This is a genomic window from Paraburkholderia eburnea, assembly GCF_002917095.1.
Taxonomy (GTDB): Bacteria; Pseudomonadota; Gammaproteobacteria; order Burkholderiales; family Burkholderiaceae; genus Paraburkholderia; species Paraburkholderia eburnea.
Genome location: NZ_PQGA01000001.1, coordinates 302,802 through 316,205 on the forward strand (window position 1 = coordinate 302,802; position 13,404 = coordinate 316,205).

A 13,404-nucleotide genomic window follows, 5' to 3' on the forward strand; every position below is an offset into this window, starting at 1 on the left:
CTAACGTTCCTCGCGCGGCAGATAGGACATGCGGCTGAGAATGGCGTCGGCGAGCGCGGCCGGCATCAGCGTGAGCAGACGCATGCCGAAGGCGAGCAGGCTGGGGAAGGCGATTTCGGCACGGCCGGCGGCGAGTTTGCGCTGGATGTGGGTCGCGGCTTTTTCGGCGGTCCACATGAAAGGCTTCTCGCCGGGGAATACGTCGCTCATCGCCGTTTTGACGAAGCCCGGCAGCACGATCGAGACGCGGATGTTGTCGCGTGCGAGGACGGGGCGCACTGAATCGCCCCAGGCTTTAAGCGCGGCCTTGCTTGCGCAGTAGGCTGGGGAGATCGCCATGCCGCGTAGCGCGGCGATCGAGCTGATGAGCGCGATGTGGCCGCGGCGACGCGTGCGCATGCGCTCGATGACCGGCAGTGCCGCGTTGAGCGCGCCGTAGAAGTTAGTGTCGACGATGCTCGCGGTGCGCTCGCGCCCTTCCCAGTCGTTGGCGTGCGCGAGCGTGCTCGCGACGCCCGCGTTGGCGATCAGGAGGTCGATTGGGTGCTTTTCGTCGAAATCGTTGAGCCAGTGCTCCACGGCAGCGGCGTCGCGAACGTCGAGTGTGGCCGTGATCACTTGCGCCCCCCTTTCACGGCAGGCTTGAGCACAAACGTCGAGGCGCTCCACGTTGCGGGCGGCGAGACCGAGCGTCACACCGGGCGCCGCAAAGGCAAGCGCAAGCGCGCGGCCAATGCCGGTGCTGGCTCCGGTGATGACGACGTGGCTCGGGCGCGACTTAATCATCCGTTTGTTCCAGTCGGCGAATGGCACCTTGCACCGCCATCTCGATGCCGGTCCGTGTGTAGAAATCGCCGTTAATCTGGGTGTGATGAATCACGTAGTCGAGAAACGCGTAATAGAGATTCATGTCTGGCCTGCTGGCCTGAGTCCAGAAGTCGTCCAGACCACCTTGCCAGGTCATGCCTTCCATGTCATAGATCGCGTGACCCAATGCAATCAGCGGGCGCCGGTGATGCAACGCCGACAGCCCAACCGTACTGTTCACAACGACGACGCCGCGAGAGTGCTCCAGCAAAGTAGGCAGGTGACCGTCCTCAAGAAAAACCAGGCGATCGTCCAGATCCAGTGTTTTTGCTAGTTCCCGCGAGAACTGCCGATATTCGACGATGCCCGTGTCGAGCGGATGATTCTTGATCACGAGCGAGGCGTCGCGCGGCGCATTTTTCGCAAAAGAACGCATCACTCGCTCGATTGCCTCGCGCACGCCGCTAAACGGCGAATGAACGATGATCTGCGAGTCAGAATTCAGTTGCAGCGGGAATAGATAGTAAGAACGGCGCGACTTCAATACCTGCGAGGTCGCTCGCGCAGCTTCATCGCGATGGCGCTTTTGCTGCGCGAAGCGCTTCGCGAGCGCCGCGTATTCCTTCGCCCCATTGAATGGCCTGTGACTCCGGTAGCCGGGAAACCGCGACGCGTACAGTGCATTACCCATGCGATAGCGGATGTCATGCCATGCGCGTTCGTACAGGTTGTAGCCGGTAGCTAATGCGGGAGAAGGCGCCGAAGTACGATGCTCGAGATACCAGGCGGGATCGCGAGGGAGCCGCGATCGACCATTGACGCCGTGCTTTTCGAGCGTGAGCCAATGGGGGCGAACATAGCCCTCTTCGAATACATGCACCTGGACGCCGAATTGCTCTGCGAGCGCGTGTACAGGCTGATGGACAGCCCGGCAATCGCCAAACAACAGGATATCGGTGAAATCGCCGGATTTAAGCGTTTCAGAATACCAACCATCGAGGCCGGAAACCTGACCATCGTAGTTCCAACAGTGCGCTGAACCGGAATAGAGCAGATCGCCACCGCAAAAATTAATGCGGTGAGCTGAGTGGCCATTTTCGATCAAGCCCGTCGAGAGCCGCGAAAAAAAATGCGAGGCCGTGCCTTGCAAGGCCAGGAATGATCGGGGCATCGAGGAGAAATGAAAAAGCCGCGCGACTTGTCACAAAATCGACAAAAAATACAGCAATTTTTACCGTGCGCTGCAACGAATTAAGCGATGATACGACATTCGGGACATCGGCATAAATCCCGTTAAGTGCACGTTGCAAAACGCACACATTCTTACATATTTTCGCGCATTGTTACACGAACCCCGTTACAATCGCGTCCCAGCGCCCTAAAAGGACGCATGCCGAGGGTTGATGCCTGGCTCGATGTTACATCGGAAATTTATGGCGGGCGTCACGACAATTGCCTTGTAAGAACTTCGTAACAAATCAAGCCTTGTGTGCCAGATCCCGCACGTATTGTCGAGTGGTATTTTTTCCCCACCATCAAGCGACCACCTGTCACTACGCTGACTCCCCCGGGACGAATGCTCTTTCGACCGGATGTTCGACAATTCCCAGAAAAACGTTTGCGCTGCCAATACAGGCCGCTAATTGGATCAGCCCGTCGCTCCAATATCCAAAACAGCATAAATGGCTCCGACGGCGCATCGCAGCATCCCGGGACTATTCGCGCATTCATAACACGATTCAGCCTGCTGGCGAATGCCTGCCAAGTTGACAAGCTCTAACTAAACAAGCTCATGAAACGAATCATTATGGATCTGGATGAGACCATTTGCTCGACGAGTAATGGAAATTATGCAGAGTCAACTCCAAACGGCCAGGTCATTGAGAAGTTGCGTCAGTATCGCGAAATGGGGTTTCAGATCGTCATCTCGACGAGCCGCAACATGCGGACTTACGAAGGGAATGTCGGGAAGATCAACGCGAACACGCTGCCGATCATCCTCGAGTGGCTTGCAAAGCACGAAGTCCCCTACGACGAGATCTATACGGGCAAGCCGTGGTGCGGGAAAGAAGGCTTCTACGTCGACGACAAGGCGATTCGTCCCGACGAGTTCGCCAAGCTCAGCTACAACGAAATCAAAAAGCTGGTAGGAATCGAAAATGCTGATCATTAACTCGGGCGCCTACGTCACACCGGAGTTTCAGGCTGAGTTCGGCAAGATTCCGCCCTGCATGCTTCCTATCGGGAACAAGAAGCTGATCGAACACCAGGTTCAGCGCCTCAAAGCGGCGCTTCCGGGGCGAGACATTTTTCTGACGCTTCCCAGCACGTTCACGCCGGCGATCAACGAAAAGGCATTGCTGAACGCCCTCGGCGTGCAGTGCATCCCCGTGCCGCCGAACTTCCGCCTCACCGACTCCATTCTCTACGCGCTGAACATTCGCGAGACCGAAGACGATCGCGTCGTCCTGCTGCACGGCGACACGCTGATCGACGAACTGCCCCAGGATCTCGACGTCATCGGCATCGCGGAAACCGACGACGACTATCGGTGGGAGCGGGAACTCATGCCCGACAATAGCCAGATGGTCTGGTGCGGCTATTTCTCGTTCTCCAACGTGCGTACGTTGATTCGCGCGCTCACGCTCTCGGAAGGCGATTTCCCCAGTGCGGTACGCCAATACTCCGAAGTCCGCGACCTGCAGCGACGCGTCATCCCGACCTGGCACGATCTCGGCCACGTCAATACGTATTTCAAGTCGCGTGCAAGCATCACGACACAGCGTTCGTTCAATTCTCTCGATATTCAGTCCGGCGTTCTGACCAAGCGCGGCGAACCGAGCATCAAGATTGAAGCGGAAGCGCAGTGGTTTAAGAATCTGCCGATTTCCATGCGCCGCTTCACGCCGCAACTGATCGATTCGGGTTCCGGTGCGGACGGGAAACCGTACTACTCCCTCGAATATTTGCCGATGAGTCCCCTGAACGAGTTGTTCGTTCACGGCCATAACCCACCTTTCTTCTGGGGGCGAATCCTGAAGTTGTTTCAGGATTACCTGCAGGCATCTCGCAACAATCTGCCGCCCGACACGGACATCGAGAAAATCTCCGAAGACGCGATTTCGCTGTACAAGGACAAAACGATCGCCCGCCTTCAGGCATTTTCGGAGGCCAACGATTTCGACCTCAAGAAAAAGCTGCGATTCGATGGCCGGGCGCTGCCTTCCACCATGGCAATCGCGGAGCGATGCATCGAACTGGCGACGAAGTCGGCTTGCACACCCGCCATCGCGCATGGTGACCTGTGCTTCAGCAATGTCCTGTTTGACTCGCGCGGCGGTCATATCAAGGTGATTGACCCCCGGGGGCTGAACCAGGACCAGGAACTGACGATCGTCGGCGATCAGAAGTACGACCTCGCGAAACTTTGCCACTCCTTCATTGGTTTGTACGACTTCATCATCTCCGGTCGCTACAATCTCACCGAAGACAGCAACGGCTTCCATCTCAGCTTCGACCTCGACGACCGCCTGAAGTCCATTCAGCAACTCTTCGAAAAGACTGAACTGATTCCGGGCGTCACGTTTTCGGACATCATTCCGCTCACAGTTCTGCTGTTTCTCTCGATGCTGCCGCTGCACGCGGACCATCCGCAGAGACAAAAGGCGTTGTTTGCGAATGCACTGCGCCTATACAGCAAATATCTGTAAGATTTGGAGCCTTAATCTTGATCATTATCCCGATGGTCGGTCTGAGCAGCCGCTTCTTCAAAGCAGGCTTCACGAAACCGAAATTCCAGCTCGAGCTTTCGGGCGAAACCGTCTTCTCACGCGCGGTCCGCAGCTTCGAACACTACTTCGACAGCGAGCGATTTCTGTTCATCACGCGCCCGGATTACGACACGCCGGCGTTCGTGAGCTCCGAGCTTGAGCGGCTCGGCATCGCCAACGCGTCCGTGACGACGATTGCTCACGACACTCAAGGACAGGCTGAAACGGTGTCGCTCGGCCTGAAGGACACGGCGGGTAGCGAACCGCTGCTCATTTTCAATATCGATACCTTCCGGTATGACTATCGGAAGCCCGATTTTATCGATACGTGCGATGGGTATCTGGAGGTCTTCTCCGGCGAGGGCGATCATTGGTCTTTCGTCGAGCCCGGCGCTGAAAACAGCGTGCTGCGTACCACGGAGAAGGAGCGCATTTCGTCTTTGTGCAGCGACGGTCTCTACTACTTCAAGACGCGCGATCTCTTCGAGACAGCCTTGAGCGAAGCACGAGCGAAGAACGAGACCACCAAGGGCGAATTCTACATAGCGCCGCTCTACAACACGTTGATCAAATCCGGTGCCTCGATCAAATACGAAGAAATCGCGCTCTCCGAAATCGACTTCTGCGGAACTCCGGACGAGTTCGAGGCGCTCAAGAAGAAGTTCTCAAGTTGATCCGCAAAACCAGCTAGAAACCATGATCTCCCCGTCCGAAATCACGATTGTCTTCCAAGGAAATGTTTCAGCCAGCACGGATGGGGATTCCTTCCGCAATTGCCTTGAGATCACTCGCGCCGCGCTGCCAGGCGCGCGCGTCATCCTGTCCACGTGGCAAGATACCAAGATCCCGAAATCGATCGACGTTGATGAAGTGGTGCGCTCCGAAGATCCGGGCACCCTCCCCCCGATCAAATTCGATGACGTGGGGTCCAACAACATCAATCGGCAGATCGTCAGCACGCTGGCCGGACTGCAGAAAGTCAAAACACAATATGCGATCAAGCTCCGAACTGACTCTTTCTTGGAGCACGACGGATTTCTGAAGAACTACGTCAAGTTCAACGAGCAGTTTCGGAGCAAATCGGATCGCATCCTGACGAGCTCGTTTTTTACGATCGATCCGTTCGTGTTCGAGCACATGCCGTTTCACACGAGCGATTGGTTTCAGTTTTCGACGACCAGCGCATTGATCAACTATTGGTCGAGACCGCTTGTGACGCTGGAGGAGGCGACGTTCTACGAGAACAATCGCCACGCTCGGCATTCCTCGTATCTGGACAAGAAATTCCGCACGATGCTGGCCGTGGAGCAATATCTGTGTGGCGCCTATGCAAAGCGGTTTGGATACGACACGCCGGCGTTTCATAACGATTGCAGGAAAGAAGTGCTCAAGGATTTCCAGCACTTCCTCGCGAATCACTTCATGATTCTGGACCCTTGGCAGGCGGGGTTCAGGCTACCGAAGTATAACTGGGCGTATAAGTCGAACATGCAATCGATGAATTGCATCATGTTCCTCGATTGGTATCGATTCTGCGCGAAGCTACATCCTGAAAGAGATTTCGATCCTGAACTCTCGGCCGCCGCAAAGAAACGATATCATCAAAAGATACGCGTTGGCCTCGGCAACAGACTTCTGAACCCGATCGCAGCGATTATTTTTTCGAAGAAATTTGATCCGATTGGTAGCCGACTTTTGAAATTGGCGATGTGGAGTCGGAGGGCTCAACGCGACATCAAACTTCGTCCTCGGTGGTAGACGAGTCGAGCGGCTCGCGGGCGGTGACTCCTGTCTGAGCGCGTTACGCGGAAAGAATTTCCGACACACTCCAGATGTGCGGAGCGAGTGGCTTAAGCGTCAGCTTTATCTCGCCGAGGAACTGCCGCGCGAACCGGGCCAGATCATCGAACGGAAGGCCCTTCAGATCCCAATACGCGTAATTCCATCATTCGGTTTCAAGCATCAGCTCGATCGTGTGATTATCGAACCGACCTCGAATTATCTTTGCCGGCACGCCGACGACGACCGTATACGGCGCGACATCCTTAGTGACAAAGGCCCCGGCTGCAATCACGGCACCAGTTCCGATCTTGACGCCCCCCCCTTAATCTGGGCACCGCGTCCGATCCAGACGTCATGACCAATTTCGATTGGCCCATAGTCGCGCGTGTGGTGCAGTCTTTCGGCCCAATCTGAACCATTCTGATGCGCTTTATCGTGCCACTCGCCGCCGTCCGTCAGGAACGGGTGCGTGCTGATGTAGTTTGTCGGGTGGGAGTCGGCGAATCCCCTCACCTCATGCGCAATAGAGCAGTAGCGACCGACGACGGTATCGGCGGGAAGGGTGGAGAACGAGTAGCTGAACGCCCCGCTCGTGTGCAGAAAATCCGTTTTGAACGAAGCATATTCCTCGATGCTTACCCGGCCGCGCCAGTGCTGACGATCGAAATATGGCTCAAGCCTGATGTTGCGTCGATCAAATAGTTCTCGGGTACCATTGTTCAGCAATATTATTCGCACCTTCTTCCATTCCTTTCGCCTTTTGGCGATCTTCGCTACTTTGTCAAGCGAAAAATCGAAACCGATAGGTAGTCGCATTTCCTGTGGATAAGTGAACGAATCGCCGATCGATTATGTTCACGGGACTGCCCACTGCCATACGCATGGGGCAACAGGCCTACGTACGCAGACACCGAGTTGCTGACGGTTGCAGAACTCCCGCCAGAATAGTTCGAGCACGAGGCGCGATACGCCGATGCAGTCAATGCCCCCTGAACCGCGTCTGGCAGGCAATCCGGTCACGCACTTGTGCTGGAACGCATTGCTACAGCAGTTCGCCACCTGCGGCCGCCGGGCAAACGAGCGAGATCGACTTCATCCCTGCGAGCCTTGACGACTCTCGCCACATAGCTCCTATCTGGCGCGCAACAGACCGCGCATGACCGTCTTCAGCGCCCCAAAGCCCCCTGAACGCACTTGAGCACGACAGTCGTTCATTCACTACTGCAATCGATCGCGCGTTCTGCGTAAGGCCAATTAGGCAACAGAGTTTTCCAGTCACGGATGTCTGCGCAGTCGCAAACGTGCTGTTGTAATTTGCAACTCGGCTAATAAATCTAAACTCAGAACAGTTCGCCCAGGTTCACCCGCGGTCGTATTCGCTCACATCGCCGCACGCCCAAACAATTGGGCCGTCGAATTTCGTGTCGCAGAATCTCTGCATGGTACTCCCATTCTCACTGATGCACTTCCGCATAGCAATCTGGTTCCCACTACACTCTCCCGGAAACCAGATTACCCGTGCGTAGCGCCACGTCCAGGCAACGCGGTCGTGACGTTTCTTCCTGAGACACTCGCTCGAAGTATTACCGCTTTCTGATTATTATTTTTTCTACTGCCATTTCGGTAACCCCTTCAACCTCGACGACGACCTCAAAATCATGAGCATCTTTCATCGAGTTCGAGAACAGAATCGTCATAGGTTCTTCCGCATAGTCGATCACATCGATTTTTCTTTCGGCGAGATGCGTCCGGCCGTGAGACAACGTCGCTCGCAAAGTGACCCTACCTCGCTTGCTTCCCTCTAGCGTCGTCACATATACGTCTGCCGCATAGTCACCAATTGGCAGCGAAATAAATGGCCCAAAAACCAGGACACCATTTACCATCGGATGCTCCAGGACAATCTGGCCATCGCTATTTCGATACCCTACCTTTGAATGGAGCCAGTCATACTGAAATACCTTCGGAAAATCGTTTTCTCCAATTGCCGTCAGACCCGCAAATGTCCGCCTCAGAAGCTTCTCTGGATTCACATCTCTATTTCTGGCCAGATCGGCAAAATCACTAGCCGTAATAATCTTAAATCTCGTAATGTGTTCTTCGTGGACTTTCCGGTACTTATCAAAAACCAAACCACACCTCTTGGTATCGCAAATCGAAAAATTATCCAATAGAATTTGGATACTTCCCTCTCGAGAGGAGAGATCATTCACATAATCCAATTTAATAGATGAATTATTCTTTCTAAAACACTCGAAGATGATGTGTTGCTCAACAGCGATCCGGGTAAAAAATCTTCTCTCATTCTCTGTGGAGCCTGGCACATGACAATGACTTTTATAATAAGTGATGTCCTGCAACGTCAGATATTGAGCCCCCCAAATTTTCTCAACATCGACCTTCAATCCAAAATGAAACCAATCGCTAAAATGAAATGGAAGACGCTCGTAATTTCCATATGGATTCAGCGTAAAATAATCAGAGATCAAAACCCGAGACTCGAAAAATGAATTTTCGCGCCGCTCATACGCCAACGAATCGACGTATTCATCGACAAATGAATCATTTGCGAAAAATGCATCGTTTCGCATTCTCAATACGTACTTCCCAGTAGCCACTTCCAAGCCCTTCCGTGCCGCGGCGATCTGCAAATTACCGTTACAAGGAGGATCATTGAGTTTAATCGCCGGGAGTGGCAACATCGCCTCAGCGAACACTATTTTATTGCACGAGGCCTGCAGCTTATTTAATGCAACACCTACGGACCAGTTATTTTGCCCTTTCTTTGTCAACCCGATCGGATTTCCTCCAGACAAAAATACGTCACTGCTGGAGATAGAGCAAATAATTTCCGATTGAGGGAAAAGCGTGCGCCAATGAGCACATATGTTAGCCACATCCGTCACATTACCCTCAAAAACCCCACCTTGCACAACAATACTCAAAGCCCCATGAGCAGCAAGATCTTCTCTGAAATTTGAATTCTTCATAATCATATTAATTTAAATCTTGCGCCTCAAATTCGGCACATCACCAATTAGCAAATTAAATAGTCGCGAGCAGCAAAAAAACCGCAAAACCCATACTCAACATGCAAACTACAATTTCACACGAAATATCGACTCAATTATTTAAAAAAATCATGCCACTCGCCCTTCCAAAACTTTCTGAATTTTCTCTCATTGAAAAAATCCCTGACAGCAGAATAAATCAAATCGCGATAATAAAATTTCAAACCCATCTTTCTTCTATATCTCATGCACTTACCGAATCCTATTAGACCAGGAAAACAAACTGGATCATACTTCCAAATAGGTCGATCATATTCTTTCTTATTATGTCGCAATCCCCACATCTCAACATCAGCAAATAAGAAATTGTGAAATGTAGCTACATCAGACACGTGCTGCACTTCCCGTCGATAGTCATGTTTATCTTTAAACTCGGGTATTCCAGGATGAGCCTTCTTCAATGCCATATATATCAAATATTGCTCCGGATCATATTGACATTTAACATCCGAATGCACATCAAATGCATCAGATTTGTTTGCGTTAAAATAATCCGAATAAACAGGCTCATCAACTAACGGAACATCGAAAAGTCGCTCAATATCTTCTGCCAGCCCAAAGAACGCCCAATCAGAAACATGGAATGGCTTTCGCATCTTTTGCCCATCAGCCATTTCAAAGAGGAGTGAATATATCGGATAAGCCATTACCTGCCGTTTGAAAATACCGAACTCTCTGGGTGAAACGGCCAATCGTTCCCATATTTTGATGAAATCTGCCGACATTGGCATCAAATCTGTCCGTATTTTCAGAACAAAAGGCTTCGTCGCCGCGGCAACCCCCATCTTTGCCGAATGAATCATCCTATTGATGTTGTTTAATTTACCCTTACCATCAATAAACAAGGACGCCCCTGGATCTTTAAGGAGCAGCAATCGATCGACTTCAATGCCTCTTAGGTCGGAATTCTCCCAAGTCGCCAATACGATTTCACATCCGCCAAATATTTCTCGAATCTTCTTGATGTTGTCGGCAGTATCAAATCGCTCGCCAGAACCAAGCGGCACTACAGGCCCCTGAAGGACAACAGACAGATTTTTAAATTCCATAAACGTAGCTCATCTCGATTCAATCGCAACATCGAATGCAAACGGGACAATATATTGGCCGTCCGATTAACGCAGTTACCTCAATGAAACGTCGACGTTTTTTCACCGACACTCCAAACATACACCATCACAAAGTAGTGGACTGATATTTGCTGAATTCAATCCATTTTCCCTGATCGCAACCGAGGCTTCCAATTCTCTAGTGGCAACTTATTAAAATACGTGACTCTATCCAACGTTTCGCGAATTTTATACCGCTGCGTCATAGACATGAAATGCATCGTCTACATTGGCGTACGACGTCAACTGCCCATCGACAAGCAAAGCCGCAGTGTCACAATGCTCCCGTATATAACCCGGGTCGTGTGAGACGATGATCATCGCGCGATCGGCCCTTTTCTCAAACAGTTCGCGATGGCACTTTTCATGAAATCGTCTATCGCCGACCGCAATAATCTCGTCGATCAAGAAGCAATCGAATTCGACAGCCATTGATATAGCAAAAGCAAGGCGCGCCCGCATCCCCGATGAATATTTCTTGACCGGCTCTCTTAAATAAGCGCCAAGTTCGGAAAACTCTTCGACAAACGGGATTGCTCTCTGAACAGACACTCCATAGATTCGACACACGAATCGCAGATTATCCAATCCGGTCAGACTCCCCTGAAAAGCGCCACCGAATGCGAGGGGCCACGAAATTGACATACTCCGCTGCACGTTGCCCGATGTCGGCAATTCCGCTCCGCTCACAAGACGGATCAGCGTAGATTTCCCCGCACCGTTTCGTCCCAAGATGCCGATTTTTTGGCCAGGTGCCACTTCCAGATTGAGGCCCTTTAAAACCTCGCGCGGGCCATTTCTGGTTTGGTACGTCTTTCGGACGTTATCAAGAACAATCATTCTGGCTCCACCCTCTTGCCGGTCTCTCCCACCATAAAAAGTCCAAACAGAATGAGAAAGGCATCAAAGATCAAAAAATATGGCCAGTTGTAGTGAAACTTCAGAGGAGGACCAAAAAAACCTTCTCGTACCATTTCAACACCGTTAACCATAGGCAAATAGAGCGCATATTTTTGAAATTTCTGGGGCAACCAGTCAACCAGGTAGGCAGCCCCCGACAGAGGAAAGGTTAGATACGTAATCGTGTGCCATACCCGGTCGATTGTTTCCGACAAATCCGAGAGAGATCCCATCAATAGGCCCAGTCCCAAGGCATATCCGACGAGCAAGAACCAACCTTCCATAGCGATCAAAACATCATATGGCATATTGCACCAACCAACCGCGACAAAAATAAAGGTCAGGACAATGAATGAGATTGTCGCTCCTGATATCTCAAGCAACACACGAGCCAGAAAAATATCGAGAACGCGTACATTGCGGTGATACAGGAGACTCTGATTAGGTTCGATGGCTAACAAACAGCGATTCACGGCATTTCGCCAAACAAGGACCGAAGAGTAACCGGTCAACGCGAAACCTGTGATCGGAACACTCGTTACGTGCTCGACTTTCAGCATCGACCACAGGGCCGTGATCCCCAACGTAAAAGTCATGGGCTCAAAGAAGAGCCACATAAACCCGATATTGTGCCTGCCGTACCGCGTCAAGATTTCACGCATCAACAATGCGCCAAGCACTCTGCGCTGAATCTGGAACGACCTTCCCAGGGATGTACTCGTTACCATCTTAGTCTCGGTGCTCTTTTACGCCCGCGATAAACAAGGAAAGAATCCCCCAAGCAATCAACCCCAGGATGAACGTCGCGAAGATATTCCTGATTCGGTGGGGTTCCAGCGCCATATCCGGAGCGTTAGGTTGAACAATTCGCTCAAGATAAAGCTGCTGCCGCTGTGCCTCAACGCGCGCAAGTTCAAGCGTGCTCGTGGCCGAGGCGAGTTGCTTCTCCGCAAACTGTGCGTCCAGTTGCAGTCGTTCGTAGTCCACCGCCTTCCCGGATAGGGAACTCTTATTGCCGACGACCCCTCCGACTGAAAGATCGATCTGCTTCTGCAGGACCGCAATCTCAGACTTAAGCGAAGCGACCTGCGGATTCGCTGGTGAAACGGTTTCGACTTGCACCAGCTGGTTTTGCGCTGAGAACAGTTTTTCCTGAAGCGCTGCGACTTGCTGCAACTGCAACGCTGATTGTTTATCAGGATCGAATACCGCGTGAGTATTGCGGTAATCCGACAAGGCAACCATCGCATCTTTCGCTCTGGATGTCGCTTGATCCACCTGCTGCTCGGACAGCTTGACCGCGTCCTCCGCAGCCCGGCTATTCATCTGGTTAACCAATTGTTCGCTCAAACCCAGCAAATGCTCATTAAGCGCCTTGGCATGATCGGCATCAAAACCCCGAACCTCGAGCGTGACGATTCCCGAAGCCGCGTCCTGCTCGACGTCCACGATGCGTTTGTCGTAGTATCGATAGAGGCTTTCGAAACTATCGTCCCGCAGGATGCCAGGAAAACGATTAAAGATGTCACCTCGACGGCCGAAGGCCGATAGAATATAGCCACCCTTATTCAACGCCGCCAATGCGTCGCGCGACTTGATGTAGTCGATGACCGGAAATGCGTCACCAGATCCTGCGGAAACACCTGCTCCCGCCAATAGCGCTCCCAAGGAACTACTCTGCTGCTGCTTCTGCGCATTGCGCACAACAAAGCGAGACTCAGAGATATAGACGTCTGAAGCGATCGCGCCAAAGTACAGCACTGATACCGCGGTGGGTATAACGACTGTGGCCAGGAACAGACGATTAATCTTTTTCAAACGAGTAATCAAGCCAGACTTCGGCTTGTCAATCACTAACCCCTGATTCTCAAGCATTTCTATATAACACCATTGTTTATTGCCCTAATCCGCGGTCTAACTACGACGCAACAAATTGGACCGATATATATTGCGACCACTTGCTCC

The 13,404-nt window shown here is 52.1% G+C and carries 12 protein-coding genes; 4 read left to right on the forward strand and 8 right to left on the reverse strand.

What is annotated here, in order from left to right:
- Together B0G62_RS01410 and B0G62_RS01415 are read right to left on the reverse strand one after the other, a co-directional pair.
- Positions 1-786 (reverse strand): SDR family NAD(P)-dependent oxidoreductase, encoded by a 786-nt coding sequence (locus B0G62_RS01410; RefSeq protein WP_103701798.1) that lies wholly within the window; start codon positions 784-786, stop codon positions 1-3.
- Positions 779-1,978, reverse strand: a complete 1,200-nt coding sequence (locus B0G62_RS01415; RefSeq protein ID WP_103701800.1) for a capsule biosynthesis protein — start codon at positions 1,976-1,978, stop codon at positions 779-781. Before B0G62_RS01415 ends, B0G62_RS01410 begins: the two co-directional genes overlap by 8 nt.
- 621 nt (positions 1,979-2,599) lie before the next feature.
- On the opposite strand from B0G62_RS01415, the gene B0G62_RS01420 reads away from it, so the two are divergent.
- The 4 genes from B0G62_RS01420 to B0G62_RS01435 are packed head-to-tail and all read left to right on the forward strand — an operon-like array spanning position 2,600 to position 6,335.
- A complete protein-coding gene (locus B0G62_RS01420) occupies positions 2,600-2,980 on the forward strand; it encodes an HAD-IIIC family phosphatase (RefSeq protein ID WP_103702877.1) in 381 nt (126 codons plus the stop codon).
- On the forward strand, positions 2,967-4,517 hold the full coding sequence (locus B0G62_RS01425; protein ID WP_103701802.1) for an aminoglycoside phosphotransferase family protein: 1,551 nt from the start codon (positions 2,967-2,969) through the stop codon (positions 4,515-4,517). Before B0G62_RS01420 ends, B0G62_RS01425 begins: the two co-directional genes overlap by 14 nt.
- Positions 4,518-4,534: 17 nt before the next feature.
- Positions 4,535-5,251, forward strand: coding sequence for a glycosyltransferase family 2 protein (locus tag B0G62_RS01430; RefSeq protein WP_103701804.1), 717 nt, complete (start codon positions 4,535-4,537; stop codon positions 5,249-5,251).
- Between the two features lie 22 nt (positions 5,252-5,273).
- Positions 5,274-6,335 carry a WavE lipopolysaccharide synthesis family protein gene (locus B0G62_RS01435; protein ID WP_103701806.1) on the forward strand — a complete coding sequence of 354 codons (1,062 nt, stop codon included), beginning with the start codon at positions 5,274-5,276 and terminating at the stop codon, positions 6,333-6,335.
- A gap of 312 nt (positions 6,336-6,647) precedes the next feature.
- On the opposite strand, the gene B0G62_RS01440 is transcribed toward B0G62_RS01435, so the two are convergent.
- The 6 genes from B0G62_RS01440 to B0G62_RS01470 form a co-directional block, all read right to left on the reverse strand.
- Complete coding sequence (locus B0G62_RS01440) at positions 6,648-7,175, reverse strand: LbetaH domain-containing protein (protein ID WP_146055188.1); 528 nt, start codon at positions 7,173-7,175, stop codon at positions 6,648-6,650.
- Between the two features lie 767 nt (positions 7,176-7,942).
- Positions 7,943-9,355: a WavE lipopolysaccharide synthesis family protein gene (locus B0G62_RS01450; protein ID WP_103701810.1), complete on the reverse strand. Its 1,413-nt coding sequence runs from the start codon at positions 9,353-9,355 to the stop codon at positions 7,943-7,945.
- Between the two features lie 131 nt (positions 9,356-9,486).
- A complete protein-coding gene (locus B0G62_RS01455) occupies positions 9,487-10,479 on the reverse strand; it encodes a WavE lipopolysaccharide synthesis family protein (RefSeq protein ID WP_103701812.1) in 993 nt (330 codons plus the stop codon).
- 249 nt (positions 10,480-10,728) lie between these two features.
- Complete coding sequence (locus B0G62_RS01460; protein WP_103701814.1) at positions 10,729-11,379, reverse strand: ABC transporter ATP-binding protein; 651 nt, start codon at positions 11,377-11,379, stop codon at positions 10,729-10,731.
- Positions 11,376-12,167, reverse strand: coding sequence for an ABC transporter permease (locus tag B0G62_RS01465; RefSeq protein WP_103701816.1), 792 nt, complete (start codon positions 12,165-12,167; stop codon positions 11,376-11,378). The genes B0G62_RS01460 and B0G62_RS01465 overlap by 4 nt, the downstream gene beginning before the upstream one ends.
- 1 nt (position 12,168) lies before the next feature.
- Positions 12,169-13,314 (reverse strand): KpsE/RkpR family capsule polysaccharide export protein, encoded by a 1,146-nt coding sequence (locus B0G62_RS01470; protein ID WP_103701818.1) that lies wholly within the window; start codon positions 13,312-13,314, stop codon positions 12,169-12,171.
- Between the last annotated feature and the right edge of the window lie 90 nt (positions 13,315-13,404).